General features: G+C 44.4%; 27 protein-coding genes. 13 read left to right on the top strand and 14 right to left on the bottom strand.

Translation table 11 applies throughout. The features are described 5' to 3' along the window. Nucleotides 1–32: 32 nt before the first annotated feature. Nucleotides 33–1,223 (top strand): N-acetyl amino acid acetylase SndC, encoded by a 1,191-nt coding sequence (gene sndC, locus JQX68_RS05585; protein ID WP_069149302.1) that lies wholly within the window; start codon nt 33–35, stop codon nt 1,221–1,223. An 18-nt stretch (nt 1,224–1,241) separates the two neighbouring features. On the opposite strand, the gene JQX68_RS05580 is transcribed toward sndC, so the two are convergent. The 3 genes from JQX68_RS05580 to ecsA are packed head-to-tail and all read right to left on the bottom strand — an operon-like array spanning nt 1,242 to nt 3,933. Further along, the gene (locus JQX68_RS05580) at nt 1,242–1,949 is read right to left on the bottom strand and encodes an EcsC family protein (protein WP_040083561.1); all 708 of its coding nucleotides are present in this window, start codon (nt 1,947–1,949) and stop codon (nt 1,242–1,244) included. A 21-nt stretch (nt 1,950–1,970) separates the two neighbouring features. Continuing rightward, complete coding sequence (gene ecsB, locus JQX68_RS05575) at nt 1,971–3,197, bottom strand: ABC transporter permease EcsB (protein ID WP_040083563.1); 1,227 nt, start codon at nt 3,195–3,197, stop codon at nt 1,971–1,973. Continuing rightward, nucleotides 3,190–3,933, bottom strand: a complete 744-nt coding sequence (gene ecsA, locus JQX68_RS05570; RefSeq protein WP_014663403.1) for an ABC transporter ATP-binding protein EcsA — start codon at nt 3,931–3,933, stop codon at nt 3,190–3,192. The genes ecsB and ecsA overlap by 8 nt, the downstream gene beginning before the upstream one ends. 487 nt (nt 3,934–4,420) lie before the next feature. Here ecsA and JQX68_RS05565 point away from each other — a divergent pair, with 487 nt between their 5' ends. From JQX68_RS05565 to trpP, 3 genes are all read left to right on the top strand, one after another. Then, on the top strand, nt 4,421–4,858 hold the full coding sequence (locus tag JQX68_RS05565; RefSeq protein WP_003233231.1) for an HIT family protein: 438 nt from the start codon (nt 4,421–4,423) through the stop codon (nt 4,856–4,858). Between the two features lie 145 nt (nt 4,859–5,003). Further along, nucleotides 5,004–6,083 (top strand): 3-phosphoserine/phosphohydroxythreonine transaminase, encoded by a 1,080-nt coding sequence (gene serC / locus JQX68_RS05560; protein WP_041521287.1) that lies wholly within the window; start codon nt 5,004–5,006, stop codon nt 6,081–6,083. Between the two features lie 124 nt (nt 6,084–6,207). Further along, complete coding sequence (trpP, locus tag JQX68_RS05555) at nt 6,208–6,726, top strand: tryptophan transporter TrpP (RefSeq protein WP_003233236.1); 519 nt, start codon at nt 6,208–6,210, stop codon at nt 6,724–6,726. A gap of 74 nt (nt 6,727–6,800) precedes the next feature. On the opposite strand, the gene yhzF is transcribed toward trpP, so the two are convergent. Then, a complete protein-coding gene (gene yhzF, locus JQX68_RS05550; protein ID WP_014663400.1) occupies nt 6,801–6,992 on the bottom strand; it encodes a membrane protein YhzF in 192 nt (63 codons plus the stop codon). A gap of 129 nt (nt 6,993–7,121) precedes the next feature. Here yhzF and JQX68_RS05545 point away from each other — a divergent pair, with 129 nt between their 5' ends. Continuing rightward, a complete protein-coding gene (locus JQX68_RS05545; RefSeq protein WP_147771699.1) occupies nt 7,122–7,478 on the top strand; it encodes a YtxH domain-containing protein in 357 nt (118 codons plus the stop codon). Nucleotides 7,479–7,655: 177 nt separating this feature from the next. Next, nucleotides 7,656–8,267 (top strand): HTH-type transcriptional regulator Hpr, encoded by a 612-nt coding sequence (locus JQX68_RS05540; protein ID WP_014663398.1) that lies wholly within the window; start codon nt 7,656–7,658, stop codon nt 8,265–8,267. On the opposite strand, the gene JQX68_RS05535 is transcribed toward JQX68_RS05540, so the two are convergent. Continuing rightward, nucleotides 8,264–8,605 (bottom strand): YhaI family protein, encoded by a 342-nt coding sequence (locus tag JQX68_RS05535; RefSeq protein ID WP_014663397.1) that lies wholly within the window; start codon nt 8,603–8,605, stop codon nt 8,264–8,266. The two genes, JQX68_RS05540 and JQX68_RS05535, sit on opposite strands and share 4 nt — an antisense overlap. A gap of 207 nt (nt 8,606–8,812) precedes the next feature. Between JQX68_RS05535 and JQX68_RS05530 the strand changes: the two genes are divergently transcribed. Then, nucleotides 8,813–9,331, top strand: a complete 519-nt coding sequence (locus JQX68_RS05530) for a DUF3267 domain-containing protein (protein WP_040083567.1) — start codon at nt 8,813–8,815, stop codon at nt 9,329–9,331. Between the two features lie 107 nt (nt 9,332–9,438). Then, the gene (locus JQX68_RS05525; protein WP_024571667.1) at nt 9,439–9,621 is read left to right on the top strand and encodes a hypothetical protein; all 183 of its coding nucleotides are present in this window, start codon (nt 9,439–9,441) and stop codon (nt 9,619–9,621) included. Nucleotides 9,622–9,672: 51 nt separating this feature from the next. Here JQX68_RS05525 and yhzE2 read toward each other — a convergent pair whose 3' ends face one another. Both yhzE2 and yhzE1 read right to left on the bottom strand, forming a co-directional pair. After that, entirely contained in the window at nt 9,673–9,759 is an 87-nt protein-coding gene (yhzE2, locus tag JQX68_RS05520) for a sporulation protein YhzE2 (protein ID WP_003155248.1), read from the bottom strand. Nucleotides 9,760–9,883: 124 nt separating this feature from the next. Beyond that, complete coding sequence (gene yhzE1, locus JQX68_RS05515; RefSeq protein WP_003327753.1) at nt 9,884–9,970, bottom strand: sporulation protein YhzE1; 87 nt, start codon at nt 9,968–9,970, stop codon at nt 9,884–9,886. Nucleotides 9,971–10,129: 159 nt separating this feature from the next. On the opposite strand from yhzE1, the gene prsA reads away from it, so the two are divergent. After that, nucleotides 10,130–11,008: a peptidylprolyl isomerase PrsA gene (gene prsA / locus JQX68_RS05510; protein WP_014663395.1), complete on the top strand. Its 879-nt coding sequence runs from the start codon at nt 10,130–10,132 to the stop codon at nt 11,006–11,008. A 41-nt stretch (nt 11,009–11,049) separates the two neighbouring features. Here prsA and yhaL read toward each other — a convergent pair whose 3' ends face one another. The 6 genes from yhaL to JQX68_RS05480 all read right to left on the bottom strand — a co-directional run bounded on the left by yhaL (nt 11,050) and on the right by JQX68_RS05480 (nt 18,780). Continuing rightward, the gene (gene yhaL, locus JQX68_RS05505; protein ID WP_003233252.1) at nt 11,050–11,262 is read right to left on the bottom strand and encodes a sporulation protein YhaL; all 213 of its coding nucleotides are present in this window, start codon (nt 11,260–11,262) and stop codon (nt 11,050–11,052) included. Nucleotides 11,263–11,387: 125 nt separating this feature from the next. Next, nucleotides 11,388–12,332 carry a 3'-5' exoribonuclease YhaM gene (gene yhaM / locus JQX68_RS05500; RefSeq protein ID WP_014663394.1) on the bottom strand — a complete coding sequence of 315 codons (945 nt, stop codon included), beginning with the start codon at nt 12,330–12,332 and terminating at the stop codon, nt 11,388–11,390. Between the two features lie 73 nt (nt 12,333–12,405). Beyond that, on the bottom strand, nt 12,406–15,294 hold the full coding sequence (gene sbcE / locus JQX68_RS05495; RefSeq protein ID WP_147772417.1) for a DNA repair/recombination ATPase SbcE: 2,889 nt from the start codon (nt 15,292–15,294) through the stop codon (nt 12,406–12,408). Between the two features lie 4 nt (nt 15,295–15,298). Next, complete coding sequence (locus JQX68_RS05490) at nt 15,299–16,525, bottom strand: metallophosphoesterase family protein (protein WP_040083569.1); 1,227 nt, start codon at nt 16,523–16,525, stop codon at nt 15,299–15,301. A 106-nt stretch (nt 16,526–16,631) separates the two neighbouring features. Next, nucleotides 16,632–17,891 carry an ABC transporter permease gene (locus tag JQX68_RS05485; protein ID WP_134975681.1) on the bottom strand — a complete coding sequence of 420 codons (1,260 nt, stop codon included), beginning with the start codon at nt 17,889–17,891 and terminating at the stop codon, nt 16,632–16,634. Beyond that, nucleotides 17,884–18,780: an ABC transporter ATP-binding protein gene (locus JQX68_RS05480; protein WP_040083572.1), complete on the bottom strand. Its 897-nt coding sequence runs from the start codon at nt 18,778–18,780 to the stop codon at nt 17,884–17,886. The genes JQX68_RS05485 and JQX68_RS05480 overlap by 8 nt, the downstream gene beginning before the upstream one ends. A gap of 128 nt (nt 18,781–18,908) precedes the next feature. On the opposite strand from JQX68_RS05480, the gene JQX68_RS05475 reads away from it, so the two are divergent. Next, complete coding sequence (locus tag JQX68_RS05475) at nt 18,909–19,094, top strand: YhzD family protein (protein ID WP_014663389.1); 186 nt, start codon at nt 18,909–18,911, stop codon at nt 19,092–19,094. Nucleotides 19,095–19,114: 20 nt separating this feature from the next. Here JQX68_RS05475 and JQX68_RS05470 read toward each other — a convergent pair whose 3' ends face one another. Next, on the bottom strand, nt 19,115–19,882 hold the full coding sequence (locus JQX68_RS05470; protein ID WP_040083817.1) for an enoyl-CoA hydratase: 768 nt from the start codon (nt 19,880–19,882) through the stop codon (nt 19,115–19,117). A 164-nt stretch (nt 19,883–20,046) separates the two neighbouring features. Here JQX68_RS05470 and JQX68_RS05465 point away from each other — a divergent pair, with 164 nt between their 5' ends. The 3 genes from JQX68_RS05465 (at nt 20,047) to khtU (ending at nt 22,170) form a co-directional block, all read left to right on the top strand. After that, nucleotides 20,047–20,385 carry a hypothetical protein gene (locus JQX68_RS05465; RefSeq protein WP_014663387.1) on the top strand — a complete coding sequence of 113 codons (339 nt, stop codon included), beginning with the start codon at nt 20,047–20,049 and terminating at the stop codon, nt 20,383–20,385. Between the two features lie 63 nt (nt 20,386–20,448). Next, on the top strand, nt 20,449–20,946 hold the full coding sequence (gene khtT / locus JQX68_RS05460; RefSeq protein WP_014663386.1) for a K(+)/H(+) antiporter subunit KhtT: 498 nt from the start codon (nt 20,449–20,451) through the stop codon (nt 20,944–20,946). 6 nt (nt 20,947–20,952) lie between these two features. After that, the gene (gene khtU / locus JQX68_RS05455; RefSeq protein WP_134975680.1) at nt 20,953–22,170 is read left to right on the top strand and encodes a K(+)/H(+) antiporter subunit KhtU; all 1,218 of its coding nucleotides are present in this window, start codon (nt 20,953–20,955) and stop codon (nt 22,168–22,170) included. Nucleotides 22,171–22,185 lie beyond the last annotated feature (15 nt).

Raw genomic sequence — 22,185 nt, 5'->3', positions numbered from 1 at the left:
CATGGAAAAGCATAGAAAAGGGGGAAGCGGCTTTGTCCATATCCACACTGCAGAAAGAGATAAACAAACAGCTCGACAGCTGTTTTGAAGAAATGGTTGAGATCAGGCGACATTTCCATATGTATCCGGAGCTCTCGTTTCAAGAAGAAAAAACCGCCGCATTTATTGCTTCCTATTATGAATCGCTAGGAGTCCCAATCCGCACGAATGTCGGCGGCAGAGGGATTTTAGCATATATTGAAGGAAGCGAACCAGGTCCTACAGTCGCTTTGCGGGCTGACTTTGACGCTCTCCCCATTCAAGATGAAAAAGACGTCCCTTACGCCTCCAAAGTGCCCGGTGTCATGCACGCATGCGGCCACGACGGCCATACGGCAACTCTTCTCGCAGTCGCCAAGGTTCTTCACCAAAACAGACATGAGCTGAAGGGAACTTTTGTGATGATCCACCAGCATGCGGAAGAATATTATCCAGGAGGCGCAAAGCCAATGATTGATGACGGCTGTCTCGAAAACGTTGATGTGATATTCGGCACTCATCTTTGGGCAACCGAACCGCTCGGAACCATTCTTTGCCGCCCCGGCGCCGTAATGGCAGCGGCGGACCGATTTACGATTAAAGTCCTTGGAAAGGGCGGCCACGGTGCTCATCCGCATGATACAAAAGACGCCGTCCTGATCGGTTCACAAATCGTTTCCTCTTTGCAGCACATTGTCAGCCGCAAGGTCAATCCCATTCAATCCGCCGTCATTTCGACAGGCTCCTTTATCGCAGACAATCCATTTAATGTCATCGCAGACCAAGCAGTACTCATCGGTACAGCACGTTCTTTTGATGAAAATGTCCAAGACATTCTGGAAAAAGAAATTGAAGCGGTTGTAAAAGGGGTTTGCAGTATGCACAGCGCGTCCTATGAGTATAACTATGAACGGGGCTATCCGGCGGTTGTGAACCATCCTGCAGAAACGAGCCACTTGGCCAGCATCGCCAAAAACATAGAGGGTGTTCAGCAGGTCATTGCCGGTGAACCGCAAATGGGCGGCGAGGATTTTGCTTATTACTTACAAAACGTGAAAGGCACTTTTTTCTTTACAGGTGCCGCTCTTGAACAGCCAGAGCGGGTCTATTCCCATCACCATCCGAAATTTGATATTAATGAAAAAGCAATGCTGACAGCAGCCAAGGTCCTTGCAGGCGCTGCAATCACCTATCATAAGCTATAAAAAAACAGCCGGGAATGTTTATTCTCCGGCTGTTTCCTTTATTATCCTCAGATGAAAAACGTGTCTTGCCGTCTCACCAAGCTGAGCCAGCAGTTTATAATTGGCAATCCCGCCGACTGCCGCTCCTACGCCCGGCAAAAGCTGAAAAAACTTCACGACATCGATATAATCGCGATATTCCTGCTGGAACACTCTCCAGTCGATGCTCTTTTTCTCCGTCTCCCAATTTTCGATGACAGAAAAAAGCGATTTTCGGCCATCATCACTCGAAAACGCAAGCTGAAACACGAGCAGCAGGAACATTCTTTCTTGTGCATCCTTCACATCAAAGCCATATATTGAGGATAAAGTAAATAAACACTTCATCTTAATAGAAAGCAGCAGCGGGAAATCGGCAATGCCTAAAAATATGCCGCCTGCTCCAGTGCCGACTCCCTCAGCAGCCGCCACCTTCTGATAAGAAGCAATCGTTTTTTTCGCCAGTTCGTTCTTTTCACTTAGCGAAAGTGTGCTTGTATCCTTCTTATAGGTAATAATATTGGAGCCCGCCATCGTCGCTTCCACCATTTTTTTCACGCTCTCAGTGACGACCGTATGGATTTTTTCAGGAATCCGCTCATTCACCTTCGTTTGCACACGCTTCGAAAAGCGTTCAAACATGGAATCCTTTCGCAAAAAATGCATTTTCCATTGAAGGGCTTCCTGCATCAGCTGATTATCTGTCATTTAACTACCCCTTTTTTAAGCTCACAGCTTGCCATGTTTTTTCAGTCTGGTTGTCATATAAGACGGCAGAACAACAAAAATCAGAACGGCAGAACCGATCAGCGCGTAAACAAAACCGGTCAAGCCGGCTGCATAGGCAGATGCAGCAGACATCAGCAGCGCTTGAACACTAAGTGCAGTTTTTAATAGAGAGAAATAGCTTTTCAGCTTCGTTTCTTTTTTCACAGGGTACAGCTCTTGAAGCGCCAGATGGTCAAAGTGGCCGAAGAGCGGCAGAAGCTGAATACCCGTAATGAAAATGGCAAACACAGTCAAAACCCCTGCAATCAGCGGGCTGGCTGAGACATACATGATGATCAGCGCGAAAATGATCGTTAACCTGACAAGAATGCCCAAATAATCACTCGACCGCAAAAAGGCGCGGGTAAACATATAGGCAAATGTTTTGCGCTGTTCAAACGGCACGAGCCGCAGCAAAAAGTCAAGATACGCTCTGCGTTTCGCTTGCTTTCGTAAATGCGGCACATCAGTGAACAGGTTGGCAATCCGATAGAAACGCTGCTTGCGTCTCAATTCGGACTCGATATGGCTCTCCCATTTAAACGTTTTCCGTTTTGCTGCCGAAGACATATACAGATAAAGAGCAGCCATAATGACATAGACAAGAAGCGCATACATATAAACAGATTGCAAAACAAAATAAAGAACGAGCGTATTCGCCGCAAAGCGAATAATGACATCCATCCGCTTCATGCTGCGGTCGTTTTGGAAGGTCATGCGCCATTCCATCACCTGATTCCACGCTTTCAGCAGCAAAAGCTGGACAAAGACCGCGGCATACGAAACGAGTGAAGCCCCCAGGGTGACTGCAAAATAAAGCGGCATCGCAACGATGCTCAGTGCAATCAGCGGAAACAGCTGAGACACATAGCTGTAGACAAACGCCTGCTTCAAGTAAGGCTCCATTTTTGATTCAAGAGGCAATAAGAAAACAAGGTCAGCCTCCTTCAAAAGCGTCCGCACATAAGAGCTTGTCAACACGAGCGAAAACAGCACGGCCATCACCCAAAAGGATGGAAAGTGAGCGGGGATGTCCCGTATCCATTTGCTGTACCAGCTTGCAGCGCCCGCTAGAAAAAAGATCAAAACAATGACGAGGTGATCGTTGAGCATATATTTCATGTATGTTCTTGTTTCTTTGATATGCTCCTGCAGCCGCGACTGCCAAATATCAAGCATATTATTCATGGCCAGCGTCTTCCTTTGTAAGCTCAAGATACAAATCGTCCAGCGCCGCGTCTTTCATTCCAAACTGCTCTCTGAGCTCTGACAGCGTGCCGCGCGCCCGCACCTCGCCGTTATGTAAAATAATAAACGAATCACAATAGCGTTCTGCCGTTGCCAAAATGTGCGTTGACATCAGCACGCTCGCCCCGCCTTTTTTCGCTTCATTCATCCGCTCAAGCAGCGCGTTAATGGCAAGCGGATCAAGCCCCAGAAAAGGCTCATCAATAATGTAGAGCGCAGGCTCTGCCAAAAATGCACACATAATCATAACCTTCTGCTTCATTCCTTTGGAAAAATGGGCCGGGAACCACTTCAATCTCTTTTCCATTCGGAATTCCTTTAAAAGCGGAGGCAGCCTTTTCTCCATCGTTTCTTTTGACAGGCCATATGCCATGGCTGTCAATTCAAGATGCTCCATCAAAGTCAGTTCTTCATATAAAACAGGTGTTTCTGGTATATAGGTGAATTGTGAACGGTAGCCTTCCGGATCCTCAGCAAAGGTTTTACCGTTTAATTCGATTGAACCTTTATGCGGGTCCATCAGCCCGATGATGTGTCTGATTGTTGTACTTTTGCCAGCACCATTCAGCCCGATTAAGCCGACTATTTGATTCGGTTCAAGGGTGAATGATACGTTTTTCAAAACCGGATTTCTTGTATATCCGCCGGTTAAGTCATTTACCGATAGCAGAGACATAGTTTCTCCCCTTATAGTGTTTTTCTTCATAGTACCAAAAACAAGGCTTGATTTGAAACAATTCCCTTTTAACAAATGATGAATTTGCTGTCATAAAGAGACAGGGTTCTGGACATCATAATAGTCGTAGAGGAAAAGCATATCAACTGAAAAATGAGGTGTTTGTCAAAGACGTCTTAGAAACAGTTGGATAGAAAATAAACATGTCCAATGCTCAAACCATTTCTCTTCACTGAATTGATGAATTCTTCATGTATGAAGCAAATTGTCAAATGAGGTGTTTATCGCAGGAATCGTTAGGCATTAAACAAGTCTTCATTTTATTGACAAATGAGGTGCTTACCAAAGGCATAACACATTTTCTTCATATAAGCTCTTCCTCTGCATTCAGGGTGAACGCTCGCCGTTCATCCTGTTTTCTATTTTCTGCATTTCTGTGGTACGATGAGTGTATACATATTAAACAATTTCATAAGGAGGAACCCTCATGCATTGTGCAGAGAATTGTATCTTTTGTAAAATTATCGCCGGCGACATTCCATCCGCGAAGGTGTATGAAGATGAACATGTACTTGCCTTTCTTGATATCAGCCAAGTGACAAAAGGCCATACGCTTGTCATTCCGAAAACACATATTGAGAATGTGTATGAATTTACAGATGAATTAGCAAAACAATATTTCCATGCTGTTCCGAAAATCGCCCGCGCTATCCGGGATGAATTTGAACCGATCGGCTTAAATACGCTGAACAATAACGGAGAAAAAGCTGGACAATCTGTGTTCCACTACCATATGCATATTATCCCCCGCTATGGAAAAGGAGATGGATTCGGAGCGGTTTGGAAAACGCATGCTGATGATTATAAACCGGAGGATCTGCAGAATATCTCTTCCTCTATCGCAAAACGCCTGGCCTCATCATAAGATGAGGTTATTTTATTTGTGAACATTTCGCAAACATCCGTCAATTTCTTTTGATAATTCTAATTTTTTATCAAAAAACTGAATTTTTGTGATAGGATAATTGTATTATTTTATACATTAACGTGGAAAACAGGGAGAGATCATGATGGAACGTACAACGAATTTTAACGCAGGTCCTGCAGCGCTGCCATTGGAAGTTCTGCAAAAAGCACAGAAAGAATTTATTGATTTTAACGAATCCGGCATGTCTGTTATGGAGCTTTCCCACCGCAGCAAAGAGTATGAAGCGGTGCACCAAAAAGCGAAAAACCTCTTAATCGAACTCATGGGCATTCCGGAAGATTACGATATTTTGTTTCTTCAAGGCGGGGCGAGCCTTCAATTCTCAATGCTTCCGATGAACTTTTTAACACCTGAAAAAACCGCGCATTTTGTCATGACAGGCGCTTGGTCTGAAAAAGCACTGGCAGAGACGAAACTGTTCGGGAACACGTCTATCTCCGCTACAAGTGAAACAGACAATTACAGCTATATTCCGGAGATTGACCTTACGGATGTAAAAGACGGCGCATATTTACACATCACATCCAACAATACGATTTTCGGCACTCAGTGGCAGGAGTTCCCGAATTCCCCAATTCCGCTCGTCGCCGACATGTCCAGCGACATTTTGAGCAGAAAAATCGATGTGTCCAAATTTGACGTGATCTACGGAGGCGCCCAAAAGAACCTCGGCCCTTCCGGCGTGACTGTAGTTATCATGAAAAAAAGCTGGCTGCAAAATGAAAATGCGAACGTCCCAAAAATCTTGAAATATTCCACTCATGTCAAAGCGGATTCACTCTACAACACTCCGCCGACATTTGCGATTTATATGCTGAGCCTTGTTCTGGAGTGGCTGAAGGAAAACGGCGGTGTGGAAGCCGCTGAACAGCGCAATGAACAAAAAGCGCAGGTTCTCTACAGCTGTATTGATGAAAGCAACGGATTCTATAAAGGACATGCCAGAAAGGACAGCCGCTCACGCATGAATGTGACCTTCACGCTTCGGGATGACGAATTAACGAAAACATTCGTTCAAAAAGCAAAAGATGCGAAGATGGTCGGCCTTGGCGGACACCGTTCAGTGGGAGGCTGCCGCGCTTCTATTTATAACGCGGTGTCTCTCGAAGACTGTGAAAAACTAGCGGCGTTCATGAAGAAATTCCAGCAGGAAAATGAGTAAAAAGTCTGGCTATGCAAACCGTTCGTTTGGTATACTGTTTGCATAACACATTCTTATAAAGCCTTCGCAATAAATGATGAGCATATTATTGGAGGGCAAAAGCTTAGCAGAGGAGAGCATAGATATGAAAACAAAAGAGTTAGTCATTATGGCTCTGTTTGCCGCAATCGGCGCAGCGCTTCATTCCATTATTCCGCCCTTTTTAGGCGGCATGAAACCAGATATGATGCTGATCATGATGTTCATGGGCATTCTGCTGTTCCCGCGGGTGCAAAACGTACTCGTCATCGGGATTGTGACCGGAATCATTTCCGCGCTTACAACCGCATTTCCAGCCGGACAGATCCCTAACATCATCGACAAACCCGTATCAGCGTTTCTGTTCTTCTCCCTGTTTCTCTTGTTCAGAAAGAGCCGGAAAACAGGCGCAGCCGCTGTGCTGACAGTAATCGGGACCATCTTATCGGGAATTGTGTTTCTATCTTCAGCTTTATTGATCGTCGGTTTGCCTGGCGGTTTCGCCGCATTGTTCGCAGCTGTTGTTCTGCCGGCCGCGGTGCTGAATACAATCTCAATGATCATTATTTATCCGATTGTGCAAACCATTTTAAGACGTTCGAGCTTTATGGAAGCTGCTAAATAATTGTCACACAAAACCTCTTCCGCTTCCGGGAGAGGTTTTTTTAAAACAGAGCGCCCGCAGCATGTCAGCATGTTTTAAGCGAGGAGTTTTGTGAAAAAGATAAGACATAGTGTAAAGGCGGTTCCGGTTGAACAAACAAGCGCTTTTTGCCGGATCACCTTCTTGGGCGGATAAGAAGCAGCCTGGCTGAGAAGTCTGATATAGTAAACAGCGCCTGTAGCGAAGGCAAGGGTGATGCAGGATAACACAATCAAAAAGACAGACAACCTTCTCCCTCCTTTTCACTTAAAAAATATGCTAAAATAAAGCAAGCTATGTATAGAAGTTCAGGCTTTCAACAAAAATGAAAAATGCTGAATGAATCCTATTTTGAAGAAAAAGACGGGGTGATTGTAATGGCGAGCGGACGTTCTCTATTAACAGGACTATTCGTAGGCGGCATCATCGGAGGAGCAGCGGTTCTTCTTACTGCACCTTCCTCAGGAAAGCAGCTGCGTGAAAAAATGAAGACCAATTATGATTCTTTAGAAGAAACGATCAAACGCTTAAAATCAGACGGGCTTGCGTTAAAAAACCAGCTGATCAAGGCGGCAAAAGAAAGCACAGATGTGATTAAAGACGTAGGCGGCGAGCTCCAAACGTCAATTAAAAAATGGCAGGAAGAGATCAAGCCTCACCAGCAGGATCTGCAAAAAGAAATTGCTGATATTGAAGAGAAAATCAGACAGCTGGAGAAAACCTTACAAAACTAATATCCTATTCAAAAGAAAAAAATGCGGGCCGAAATTGGACCCGTATTTTTTTAGGCCGATAAACCCTTCCGCCGCAATGGTTTGTGAATTTATTAAAAAATTCTTACATTTTCATCTTTATTAATCTTTATTTTATTGGCATAATAGAGAAAAAGAAAAAGAGAAGCAGGTGACGTAATGAATCGAGTGGAACCGCCCTATGATGTGAAAGAAGCTCTGGTCTTCACCCAGAAAATGGCTCAGCTTAGCAAGGCTCTTTGGAAATCGATCGAGAAGGATTGGCAGCAATGGCTCAAACCGTATGACCTGAATATTAATGAGCATCATATTTTATGGATTGCGTATCAATTGAATGGAGCTTCCATTTCTGAAATCGCGAAATTCGGGGTCATGCACGTATCAACCGCATTCAACTTTTCAAAAAAGCTGGAAGAACGGGGATATTTAAGATTCTCCAAACGGCTGAACGATAAACGGAACACATACGTCCAATTGACTGAGGAAGGCACCGAGGTATTCTGGAGCTTGCTTGAGGAATTTGATCCGACACGAAACGCTGTTTTTAAAGGGTCACAGCCTCTGTACCATTTATTCGGAAAATTCCCTGAAGTGGCAGAAATGATGTGTATGATACGCCATATCTACGGCGATGATTTTATGGAAATTTTCGAAACGTCACTCACCAATATTGACAATGACTTTGAAAGCGTAAACGGAAAACTGAAGAAAAAAGCAAAGGACAGTACGGCGGATGAACCGGCAGAAGAGCTCGAACCTGTAAACAGTTAATCAAAATGCTTCATGATGTCGATAAAGACTTCCATCAGCTCTTGGTAAAGCCCCTGCTCGTACAGGGCAAAAATCGTTTCATGAACATCTAACTTTTCATTCAGCTGTCCGGCAAAAAGCGCAAGGAGCTTATCAAAGGTTACAAATCCTTGCGCTTTTTGTGTTGCCAGCTCTTCCGACAATTCATCGCATATCCCCATAACCTCTTCCCCTTCTTCCTTGCTCAGCCCTTTATCAATGAGAAGCGCATAGAAGGGGTACCTGTCCATATCTACTGTTTTCACTAATAATTGTATGTAATATTCTAATCGCTCAATGCGATGATCCATCGAATCCATCCACACCACTTCTTTCTATCTTTAATCTTATTTTAGCTGATAATTCACTGAGAAGAAAGTTCTAACCCCATATTTCGCAGTTTGTTTGCTTGTTTCAAAAAAATACCTGCGGGATGATATTTTTTCTTAAAAAAGCATTGATTTTTTCTCTTGGGAGGAGTAAATTATTTTGAGATTCTACTCAAGATGTATGGAAGGATGACTTTGATGAATTGCTGGAAGACCATAAATCTCATGAAGGATTATGGCGCCGTTCGCATAATATTAACTGCTGTATGTTTTATGATTTTGGTTTTTATCTCTACCTTTTTAGCTTTTGAGCTGCTGCGGCCTGGCACAAGCTTAAGCGATGAATATGTACCTTTATTCGGCGGTTTGCTCGTCGTTATTTTATTTGTACATAAAGTCATCCATGTCCTGCCAATCATCTGCAAAAAAAGAAAAATAGAAAAAAAGTTTTACATATTGCGCATGCGCACATGGAAACGAATACCAAAAACAACAATGCTGATTTCACTGGTAAGCCCGTTCTTGCTGATTACACCGGTATTGTTTTACGCCGCACTGGCGTTTCCGAATCACGCTCATTATTTCTGCATGATCTCGGGCATTCACGCCGGCTACTGTCTGCCTGACTTCCTGCTGGCTCTCAAGCTGATAAAAGCGCCGAAAACCGCTTTTATTGATCAGGAAGCAGACGGCTTGGATATTCTTGTTGAAAAGTAGCCACCGCCTGGTGCTGGCAGCGATTTTTCAATTTACATTCTATCTTTTTTAATAAATATTTGGTAATGTAATATGGGACAGTTCAGAGAGAGGGGGAATCTCCCATCATTTTATTCTATTTTATCGTGGCTGCCGTGTTTATTTTATATTTCATAAACAGGCTCACCAATACATTATGCCTTGTCAGAGAGATTCCTGAAGAGCGGCAAGATAAGGTATTCCGATTTATTAATGTATCTATATTAATTTTACTGATCTCTTCGTTTGTGGAGATCTCCTTTACAGTGTAAAAACGAAAGAAAGCATAGCTGCGATTGAGCAGCTATGCTTTTTTATGTTGATTAGTACAGCCAAGAAGCGCCGATGATAATCAATAAAATAAATAACACAACCAATAAAGCGAATCCGCCTGCAAAAACTTCACCCATCTTAAAAAGCACCTCCTGTAAAAAGCTTTATTTACCAATTACATGTTATGCAATTCATGTTTGAAACGATTAGGCGCTAGTGAAAATAAAGGATCGCTTATGTTGCAAGCGATCCCCGGGCTGCTTAGTAGATGTAAGCTGCACCTACGATGATAAGCAAAATGAACAGTACTACGAGCAACGCGAATCCGTTAGAGTATCCTCCGCTCATGTTACATACCTCCTTTTCTTGATCAATATATAAGTATGCCATCAGCAAAAGTTTGACTAGACGAATGCCCTTTATTTAAAATCTTTTTACAGAAAGCCACAATATGTTATGATACGCATAGGTAATTTAATTTGGAATGATTAGGAGTGTTTGAAAACCATGAAAAAAATCGCAATAGCAGCTATCACTGCTACAAGCATCCTCGCTCTCAGTGCTTGCAGCAGCGGCGACAAAGAAGTCATCGCAAAAACAGACGCAGGCGATGTAACTAAAGGCGAGCTTTACACAAACATGAAGAAAACTGCTGGCGCAAGCGTCCTGACACAGCTGGTGCAAGAAAAAGTGTTGGACAAGAAGTATAAAGTTTCGGATAAAGAAATTGACAACAAGCTGAAAGAATACAAAACGCAGCTTGGGGATCAATATACTGCCCTCGAAAAGCAATATGGCAAGGATTACCTGAAAGAACAAGTAAAATATGAATTGCTGACACAAAAAGCGGCTAAAGATAACATCAAAGTAACAGACGCCGATATCAAAGAGTACTGGGAAGGCTTAAAAGGCAAAATCCGTGCAAGCCACATCCTTGTCGCTGATAAAAAGACAGCTGAAGAAGTAGAGAAAAAGCTGAAAAAAGGCGAGAAGTTTGAAGATCTTGCGAAAGAATACTCAACAGACAGCTCTGCTTCAAAAGGTGGAGATCTTGGCTGGTTCGCAAAAGAAGGCCAAATGGACGAAACATTCAGCAAAGCTGCATTCAAATTAAAAACAGGTGAAGTCAGTGATCCTGTCAAAACGCAATACGGCTACCATATCATTAAAAAGACCGAAGAACGCGGCAAATACGATGATATGAAAAAAGAACTGAAATCTGAAGTGCTTGAACAAAAACTAAATGACAGCAATGCCGTTCAGGAAGCTGTTCAAAAAGTCATGAAGAAGGCTGACATCGAAGTAAAAGATAAAGATCTGAAAGATACATTTAATACATCTTCAACAAGCAACAGCACTTCTTCATCTTCAAGCAGTTCTAAGTAATAAAAAAAGCTGTGCAGGCTCATTGAGCCGCACAGCTTTTTTTATGCGATGGAATGGTTTTGATTTTCTTCTTCATGCTGCTGAGAACTGCGGCGTTCTCGCTCCTTTTCCATCCTCTCCATATAAATCTGCCCTTCTTTTTCAATAAAAGCCTGGTCTACTTTTTCTTCCTCTTTGGCTGCCGCCACAAGTTTATATGCGCTGAAAATGATGCCTACAATACAAAGATACACCCACCATGGAAAAAATAACACGGGCTCCTCCCCCTTTTGCATAAATTCTTTATTCTTAACCATATGCGGGAATGAGACGAGTTATGAGCGGGAAAGACGCATCAAAAAGGACTGAGCTGAATATGTCAGCATCAGTCCTTTTTAAGTTATTTATGAAATGTCGGTTTATAAAAGGAACGGTTTTCCAGCGCAAATACACGTTCAGTGTACTCGCCCGGCTTCACGCGCTCAAGCGCTCTGTCCATCATATTCATTTTTGCATCCAGGTTGTCTATATAGTGAAGAATTTCCGCTTCTTTCACCATCGGCGGTTTCGGGCTGCCCCATTCCGCTTTGCCATGGTGACTCAAAATCAAGTGCTGAAGAATTAACACCTCTTCAGAATCGATTTGAAGCTCCTCAGCCGCTTTTGAAAGCTCTGTCACCATAATCGAAATATGGCCGAGCAAATTGCCTTCAACCGTGTATGAAGTGGAAACAGGGCCGGACAGCTCCTTCACTTTTCCAAGATCATGCAGAATAACACCGGCATAAAGCAGATCACGATCAAGAGACGGATATAAATCTGCTATTGCTTTTGCCAGGTTCAGCATAGAGACAACATGATACGCCAAACCTGAGACAAACTCGTGGTGGTTTTTCGTAGCCGCCGGATAATCCATAAATTCAGCTTCATGTTTTTTCACTAAAAACCTTGTGATTCGCTGGATATTCGGATTTTTCATTTCAAATATATATTGAGTGATGGTATCCATCATTTCATTTTTCGGAATCGGTGCAGTTTCTAAAAAATCATCAATATTGACGTTTTCATTTTCGCTTACTGGTCTGATATTTCTTAGCTTCAGCTGGGTGCGTCCGCGATAATGGTGAACATCGCCGACAACCTTGACAATCGTCTGCGGCGCATAGGTCACTTCATCACTTTGCTTGGCATCCCACAGCTTTGCTTCAATATCGCCTGACTGGTCTTGCAGCATCAGCGTCAAAAACGGTTTTCCATTGCTTGCAATCCCTTTCGTCGAGGATTTAATCAATAGATACTGGTCCACCTGTTCGCCAACCTCATGTAGCATAATCCCTTTAGCCATTCTATTAAAGCTCCCTCCGTATCTTACATAATACCAGTATATCACATACCGATTTTCAGCTATAGAACCTCTTTTATGACACCAAATGGATAGTTTGGCTGCTATGAAATGCATCCTTCACATGGTCATGGCATGTAAAATACAAAATCTGCCTTCCGCCTTCGGTTAAATCATACAGAACATGTAATACACGTTTCAGCCTTTCCTGATCAAAATGAACAAAGCTGTCGTCAAGCTGAAACGGAAGCTTTGACCCATCCTGGCGCGTAACAGCCAGAGCAAATCGGATCGCTGTATACAGCTGTTCACACGTCCCTTGTGACAGCTCTTCCGCATGATAGACAGTTCCATCGCGATGCATAACCATGATCGAATCATCCGTTTCGGAAAAATAAATGGTTTGGTAGCTTCCGTCAGTCAGGGGGCGGAAGAATTCTCCTGCTGTCTCCAGAAGGCGCGGAAGCTCAACCTTTTTATGCCGCTCCAATTTGTTTTTGATCACCTGTTTGACCATTTGTATGGAGGCCCATTTTTTAGCCGTTTCTTTCACACGTTCTTTTTGCATTTCGGTTTGAAGCTTGAGATCTGACACCAATCCCGATGCCTCTAATTGTTCCTGTTTGACTAAGAGCAGTGCGATTTGGCTGCGGAGCTGCTCGATCTCCTCAGTCAGCCGCTCTTTTCTTTCATTCTCGGTGACTTGCTTGTTTTTCAATTCAGAAAGCGTATTGGAATCCGCCAGTTCAAGCTCCTCTGGGTGCCCGCCTTGAAGCTGTGCGTTTACGTGATGAAGCTTGTTCTCCGTATCCTTCAATTGCCTGCTGATGTCGGCTGTGGCAAAAAACGCATCCCTGTCTTTTGCAGCAGCCGCGGCAAATAACTGTTCGATCTGTACGTGAAAATACTGTATTTCTTGCTCAAGCTCAAGCATCTGTTCCTTTGTATAATGAATATCTGTTTCAATTTCCTTTTTTTGCTTCTCAATTTCTTTTTCACGCTCAATGTTTTTCCGCAATGTGTGAAGGGCGTCCGAGATGGAGATGTCCTGACTATGAGGATGCAGCATGCTGATGCGTTCTTCGAATGTTCTCCGGTGCTTTTTCAGCCTGCCTGCTTCAATAGTCAGCTCATGCTTTTTCCTCACTTCTTTTTTGACATCCTTCATTAAACTGTATGCATCAAGCAAAAACGATGGATCTTCGTTAAATCTGAGCTCATTCATAAAACGCTCGACCTGTGTTAAGGACGGGGCCATATCGGCTTCCCACTGTTCAAACTGCTGGATGACCCTTTCATACGCCGCCTCTTTTTGCTGAAGCGCTGCTCGCTGCGTGAGAAGATGCTGTTTATTGCGGTCGTCCTCCCATAACGCTTCTCTCAGCTTTTCAGCTTCTGCTGGTGAAATATCCGTCATTGGCTGTCTTGTCTCCCGGCTGTTTCGAGAAGACGTTTTTTTTCCTGATAAAAGCCAATACACAATAAGTGCAGCGCCGATACTGATGGCGGGAATCACCTGCTGCAGCAGAAAAAAGAGAACGATGAAGAACATACCAGCTGCAATGACAGTCTTTCTCTGTTTAGCCTGCTGTCTTTCAAAAAACGTTAGCTGCTCTCTCAGCTGTGCTTGCTTTTGGTGCTGCCCTTGTGTTTCATCATATGCGCTAAGTGCCGCTTCTTTATCTTTTCTTTGGCTGTCTTCAAGAATGGCTGACGAAGCGGCATGAACGGCTTTTTCTGCGTCTTCCAGCTCTTGCCGGGCAAGTTCAAACGTCTCGTCAAGCTGCCGTTTTCTGTCTCTTGCCTGTACATATTGCTGCACCGCTTGCTGAAGCTGCCATTCATAATCATATGACGTGTTCATATTCAGGAGCTCATTTTCATCTGTTTTATTGAGCTGTTCGAGACCTGCCGCTGTCTGTGCAGACGACTGGCGCAGCTGTGCCTGAATGGCTGCCAGCTGTTCTCCCCATGATTGGTACACATGAAATGATGCCGAAAGCTCTTGTATCAGCGTTTCTTTCGCCAATAGTTCTTTATCTGGGGTAAGCTTTTGCCTCTGTTTGTCCAGCTCTGCCATCTTCACCCGAAGCGCCTCAAGCTGTGCGGATTTCGGGTGAAGGTGGGATTCATATTTTTCCAGCTGGTGCAGTGCGTCAGCCGGAAATTGTCCTGCATGTTCCGGAAATTCCGCAATCACCTGTTCGAGTGTCGCTTTTTCATTCAACAGCGGCTTTCGCTCAATCGCTCCCTCTATCATTCGGATATGCTTCGCCGTCTCTTTCAATTCGGTTTCCGCGGCTGCAAGGCGGGCTTCAAACGTTCGTTTTTCCTCAAGAAGCTGATGATAGCCCGCTTCCTCTGCTTCAGCCTGTTTTAGCTTCACTGCCAGCTGCTTAAGCGTTTCCAGCTCCTGATTCAATTGAGGGTTTCGTCCGTTTGGTTTATAGAGCCTTTCGCTTTCCTTCGTCAGCCTTGAATCAAGCTTTGATACGGCTTCAGCTCCAAACAAACTGGAGAATAGCAAAAATTCCCCTATCTTGTCCCGGTTAAAAGCATGAATTTCCTGCAAGCCGAATACATCAAACGAATAAATGGCTTTGTACAACGACCTGTCTGTGCCCTGGAACAGTCGTTTTAAAACATCTCCATCCTTTACTTCGCCCTTTTCTGTATACACTCTTAACTTTTCGGCAGTCCCTTTCGTCCGTTCGATCTTCAGCACCCCATACTCAGGATGTTCAGCTTCAAGAATACCACCGTAGACACCGCCTGATTTCGGTTCATATTTTTTCGTTTTCGGAAAACCGAACAGCATGCTTTCAATAAATGACATCATCGTCGTTTTTCCTGCCTCATTTAATCCGTAGATAACTTGGACAGGAGAGGCGGAAAAATGAAAGGTTCGATTAGAAAATTTTCCATATTGGTAGATGTGTAAAGATATAATTCGCAAAGCTGTCACCGCCTCATGGTTCAAGCACCTTAAGCTGCTTTTTCAATAAAATTTGTGCCTGTTCTTTTATTTCCTTTACTTCCTCTTGGCTAAACCGGTCTGCGTGCCTTCTATACACTGGATGCCGCTCAAGCCCTTCCAGCACGTCTGACAGATCGCTGCGATCTATGTCTTCAAATAAACCGCCAAAAAAAGGATCAAGATTTGTTACGTTAGCTTCGTTTTCTGTCTCATCATCCAATGCAAGAGGCCAAACGAACAGTTCCTCCTCCGCTTCTTGCTCCTGAAGCGTTTCAAGAAACTCTTCCAAGGTGCCTTTTGGCGCCTTCAGCAGCCATTCTGGCGCAGTTCCTTGTAAAACAATCCTTACACAAACAGGGCTCCTCTTTTTTCGCAGCTTCGAAAACGTGTCCTCCACCATTTGGAAGAGAACGGTCATATTCTTTGCCTCCGTCACATCTACCGCTGCTTTTTCCCACAGGACATCATGAGCTCTCTGAAATTCATAAGATATTTCTCCGTTTGTCACATGAACGAGATAATAGCCTTTTTCTCCCGTCTCCTTCATATGGCGTGCTTGCGTGTTTCCCGGGTAAATGACTGCCGGGTGCTCGGCAGATAGAACCTGGCGTTTATGTATATGGCCAAGCGCCCAATAATCCATCCCGCTTTTCACGAGGTCATCATGTGTAAACGGGCAATACGGATCGTGTCCTTCAGATCCAGACAGCGTGCCGTGGAGCATACCAATATGAAACGGTGCGTCAGTTGATCTCCGATAGCGGGCGGCTTGGTTTTCCGTCACGGCTCTGGCCTGATAGCTGAAGCCATAAATGCTCGCTATGCGCCTGCCTTCTTTAAAAAACGATTTTTCTTCTGGAACAGCGGACGAAAAAATATGGACATTCTCAGGCCATTCAATCGGCGTCCATTCCCCGCCAAGATGATCGTGATTCCCAAAAATGACGTACACCGAAATTCCGCACTCTCTGAGTCTTTCAAACTGCTTTTTCAAAAAGAGCTGGGCCTTTAAGCTTCGGTTGGCTTCGTCAAACAGATCCCCCGCCAGCAAAATGAAATCAACGTGTTCTCTCATTGCGGCGTTTATTATATGTCTCACGCTTGCAAACGTGCTTTCTTTAATCCGGGCAAAAATCGGCTCCGGCAGATGCGATATCCCGTAAAACGGGCTGTCAAGATGAAGATCTGCCGCATGAATAAAGGTTAGATCAGTCAACATTCTGCTCCTTTCCAGGATGAAGTACCCTTATTTTAGCACCGAATTCTTGCGAATGCACGTTCTGTCAATAAAGAAACAGCCTGAGAATCCCCAGGCTGTTTTCCAATCAGTTTTTCGCTAAACGAAGCGCTTGTTTGATCGCTTTGAACGCGCTTGAATTGCTGTAAATCAATACACCGCCTTTATAAATTCTGGCGCCGATAACAGCCAGGATGACAATGGTGAGCAGTGTGATTCCGATTCCGGCTGCCGCCTGCCAGAATGGAATATCAAGCATGCCGACGCGCAAGAACATAATCATTGGCGTAAAGAACGGAATAAACGAAGTTACCGTAATAAATCCTGCGTCAGGCGCATTCAATCCGAACATCGCGATCATAAAACCCGCGACAACCAAAAGCGTCATCGGCGTGATCGTTTGCTGCACGTCCTCTATTCTGCTGACAACGCTGCCGAGAAACGCGGCAAGTGTCGCGTACAAAAAGTATCCGAGCAAAAAGAAAATGACAGCATAGATGACAGTGGTTGCAGATACGTCGGTCAAATTAAGGAATCCGCCGACAGATGAAGCCGTTTCGCTCTTTTGGTTCAGCTTAAGCGACAGAGAGCCGGCTCCTATAATAATAGCAAGCTGTGTGATCCCGACAAGCCCGATACCAAGCAGCTTTGCAAACATTTGCTGGATCGGCGGCATACTTGAGATCAGGATTTCCATGACCCGCGAAGATTTTTCAGTTGCGACCTCCATCGCAATCATGCTGGCATACATAATCACTGAAAAATAAATGACAAACAGCATAATGTAAACAAGCCCTACCGTCTGGCCAAGCTCTTCCTCAGACTTCGCTCCTTCTTTCAGCGCCTGCTGCCCAACAGTAACGGGCGCATAAAGGCTGCTGATCGTTTCCTGCGACACGCCGAGCTCCGCCGTTCCGACAGCCGTTTTGGTTTGCGTCAGCGCCTGCTGCAGCGTTTGATACGTGCTTTCATCAGAAATCGTTAACGCTTTATATGTTCCTGAAATGGTCCCTTTTTCATCTCGTTTGATGATGAGCATGCCATCGAACGCTTCATCTTTGACTTGCTTTGTCACCTCATCCTCCGATTGCTTCGACAGCTTCACCTCAAGATCGCCGTCTGTATCGACCGCTTTCAGCTGCTTTGAAAAAATCGGATATAATTCGTTTGTTTCATCAATAACAGCGATTTTCTCTTTCGCATCGTCACCTTGAAACAAAGAAATGATCGACTCCAGATTCGTTACAGCTAAAACAAGCAGCACCGTGATGACAGTCGAAATAATAAAGGATTTTGCCATAATCTTATTTTTGTATGTATGAGAGAGCATGATCCAAAATTTATTCATAGACGGCCCCCACCTTTTCTATAAAAATATCATGCAGTGACGGCTCTTCAAGCTCAAACTTTCTGATAAACCCTTTTCCCTGAAGCATCGCAAAAATCTCTTGAGAGATGTCTTCATTGGCGATCTGCAGCTTGACGCCGTCGGCCGTTTCCTTCCATTGAAGAATACCCTCATGAGACTGCAAAAAGCGCAGATCGTCATCGGAGTGAATGGTAACATTCTTTTTACCGAAGGAGCGCTTTATCTCCTTCAGCTTACCTTGCACGACCGGTCTTCCTTTCTGCAAGATGCAAAGGTTCTCACAGAGCTCCTCCACATGTTCCATCCGATGGCTTGAAAATAAAATAGAAACGCCGCTGTTTTTCAGCGAGATCACAGCCTCTTTTAACAGCTCAACATTGACAGGGTCCAGACCGCTGAAAGGTTCATCAAGAATCAGCAGCTCCGGCTTATGCAAAACTGCCGAAATGAATTGGATTTTCTGCTGATTCCCCTTTGAAAGCTCTTCCACCTTCTTATTCTCGTAATCTGTAATATTGAAGCGTTCAAGCCATGTCCCAAGCTCTTTTACAGCCTCCCGCTTCTCCATCCCTTTTAATCTGGCGAGATAGACAAGCTGATCCTTTACCTTCATTTTCGGATAAAGACCCCGCTCTTCCGGCAAATAACCGATTTTGTTGCTGATATGATAATTCACAGGACGGCCCTTCCAGCTGATTGAGCCCTCCGTAATGCTTAATAATCCTAGGATCATGCGAAACGTCGTCGTTTTTCCCGCTCCGTTTGCGCCTAACAGACCGAACATTTGCTGTTCCGGAATATCTAAGTCCAATCCGTCAACAGCTTTGTAATCTCCGAATGTCTTCGTTACGTGATCAATTGTAAGCACCGAATCTCCTCCTTCCTTGACCCATTATATACTAATTTTGGATGAAACATAATAGAGGATTTTCATTTCCTGGTTAGAATATAAATGAAGAAAGACTGATAAATCATGAAAATTGGAGGAGAAACCTGATGGCTGATTATTTTCTAACCGTTTTTGATCCTTCGGGGAACACACTGGTAAACGAGCGATTCGAGGCGGAAAATGAAGAAGCGGCTAAAACGCATGGTGAAGTTATCTTAAAAGAAAAAGAGCTTCACAGTCATACTCATCGTTTAGTCAATGCAGCCGGAAAGCTGATTTTGTTTCACAGATGATCAGCTTTCCGGCTGATCTTTTACGCTTGAAACTTCGGCTCCCGTTTCTCTAAAAAGGCACGGATTCCTTCTTGGTGATCCTTGGTCATTCTCATTTTCTCTTGGGCATTGCGCTCAAGAGAAAGCACCTTTTTCAGTTCTTCAAGATGGAGGCTTTGAAAGATGGCTTTCGTTTCGATCATCGCCAAAAGAGGTGAAGCCAACAGGGTTTCGATAATGGGTCTTGCACCTTCGGCAGGATCTCCGGTAAATGTTCCATCTAGAAGCCCCATATCGGCAGCTTCAGAGGCAGATAGTTTTTTCCCGCTCCAAATCAGCTTTTTCGCTTTTGCTTCGCCGATTCTTTTCTTCAGCAAATAATGTCCGCCGCCGTCCGGAACAAGCCCAATGCCAATAAAATTCATCGCGAGAACGGCGTTTTTTTCAGCGAGCACAATGTCCGCACAAAGCGCCAAACTCAGGCCCAGCCCCGCAGCAGCACCGTGAATGGCTGCAATTGTCACTTTCTTCATCTGGTATAACTTCAGGGTGACAGCCTCAATCGTATCCATCAATCGTTTAAATTGATCAGGTTCATGCTCTGACGTCATCATCCTGATATCACCGCCGGCGGAAAAGCCTTTCCCGCTTCCTCTCAGGAGAACAATGAGCGCCTCGCTTGCAGCCGCCATTTCGACTGCCTCCTTCAATTCAGCCAGCATCTGTTCATTCAGGGCGTGATGGGCATCAGGGCGATTCAGGATAATCTCCGCAACAGCCCCATCACATTCATATTGAATAAACTCCATATGAAGCACCTCCATGTATACGCTTTCTTTTTTCTTTCTCCTATACATTCCCCGTCATCCCCAAATAAACCTTCATATTTTTCAAGGTCAATAGATACTGAAAAATGCATATTGTTTGAATGAACACATAAAGTTTTATATAGTGAAAAAGAAGGTATATCTTGATGGGAAAGGAGGAAAGAAACATGGATAAATTGCTGATCAGTTTTCTGTTAAGTTTATTTATGGTGTACTTTCCCCCTTCGGACGTGGTTCTGCCTTCCCAGCTTGAAGCAAGCTCTGACAGCTATGTGCCTATGTCTTCATATCCGCAGGAAACACAATCGGCAAAAACACCGTCGCCGGGCAGCGTGCACCCTGCTGAGCTGATCAACGCGTACAGCCCGCTGTCGCACTCTATCAGGCAGCTCTCTGTCAAGCCCCTTGACGAACCGCTGATAAACAGGCTGGAAAAAGCTTTTGCCGCCCCTGTCAAATACCAGTCTAATTACCTCCGAATATAATTTGCTCAAGTTTTATTTGTAACTCACCCCATCTTGCCAACACGACATTCGGAGGGACCTTCATTGAATATTAAAGAAAACGATCTGCCGGGCATCGGCAAAAAGTTTGAAATCGAAACGAGAAACCGCGAAAAAATGACGATAATCATTCATGATGACGGAAGAAGGGAAATTTACCGGTTTAATGACCGAGACCCGGATGAGCTCCTTTCAAATATTTCATTGGATGATTCTGAGGCAAGGCAAATTGCAGCTATTCTTGGAGGCATGGTCTATAAACCGCAAGCTCTGGAGTCCATCGAAATGGCCTTCAGCGACCTTATTATTGAATGGTTTAAGGTCGAAAAAGGCGCCAAATCGATCGGGCGCACACTCGGAGAGCTTGATGTCCGCCAGAACTACGATGTCACTGTGATTGCCATCATCAAACACAATCAGGAAAAGCTCCTAAATCCCGGAGCCGATTCGATTATTGAAGAAAATGACACCCTTGTCCTCTCAGGTGAGAGAAAGCATCTGAAGAAACTGATTCACGATTTTCTTTCTGGAGAGGGCGTGTGAGCGCCTATGGACCATCTTGTATTTGAAGTCGGAACTGCACTTGTGCTTGTGGCAATCGCCAGTGTGATCGCCAACAAAATTAAATTTTCAATTATTCCATTTCTGATTGTGCTGGGCATGCTGGTTGGGCCGCACGCGCCGAAAATGGGAATTATTGATCTTACATTTATTGAAAGCAGTGAAATCATTGAGTTTTTCGGGCGAATGGGCGTACTGTTCCTCCTCTTCTATCTCGGGATCGAATTCTCCGTCGGGAAATTAATCAAATCAGGAAAATCAATTGCGGTCGGCGGAACGATTTATATCTTGATTAACTTCACCCTCGGGCTGCTTTACGGGTTTATCACCGGGTTTTCCTTTCTGGAAGTCCTCGTCCTCGCAGGCGTCATCACAATCTCGTCAAGTGCGATTGTCGCAAAAGTGCTCGTTGATTTAAAAAGAACCGCCAATCCCGAGACCGAACTGATTCTCGGCATCATTATGTTTGAAGATATTTTCCTTGCCGTATATCTGTCGGTTGTTTCCGGCCTTGTGCTAGGTGATGCGACATCCGCAGGGAGTGCGCTCTTGTCCATTTTGATCGCCTTCGGTTATATGCTGCTGTTTTTTATCGCAGCCAGAAAACTCCCGCCGCTGCTGAATAAACTGTTGGACATTCGCTCAAATGAAGTGTTTATTATTGTTATTTTCGCAGCGCTCTTTTTTATCGCCGGGTTTTCAGAGACGATCCATGTAGCGGAAGCCATCGGCGCGCTGCTGCTCGGTTTGGTCTTTTCAGAAACAGAGCATTCCGATAGGATTGAGCACCTTGTCATTCCGTTCCGCGACTTCTTCGGTGCGATGTTCTTTTTCAGCTTCGGCCTCAGCATTGATCCGTTTTCGCTCGGTGAAGCGGTTTGGCTTGCGTTAGGTGCAGTGATTTTGACCATTGTGGGAAACTTTGTCGCCGGAATGGTCGCAGGACGACGCGCAGGGCTTTCTCATAAGGCTTCATCCAATATCGGGCTTACGATCGTATCACGGGGAGAATTTTCGATTATCGTTGCCAATCTTGGGATAGCCGGCGGACTGTCAGCCACATTAAAGCCGTTTGCCGCATTATATGTCCTCATTCTGGCCATTTTGGGACCGCTCGTAACAAAGGAATCAAAACGGATTTATCGCTTGCTGAACAAGGTATTTAAATGGAAGCCTGATGTTCAGCAAGCAAAAAAACAGGGATAAAAAAAGCAGCACTGT

The sequence above is a fragment of the Bacillus sp. LJBS06 genome (genome assembly GCF_016924995.1).
GTDB classification, from domain to species: domain Bacteria; phylum Bacillota; class Bacilli; order Bacillales; family Bacillaceae; genus Bacillus; species Bacillus stercoris.
Note: the sequence above shows the minus strand (reverse complement) of the source record. Positions and strands in the feature narration are given on the sequence as shown.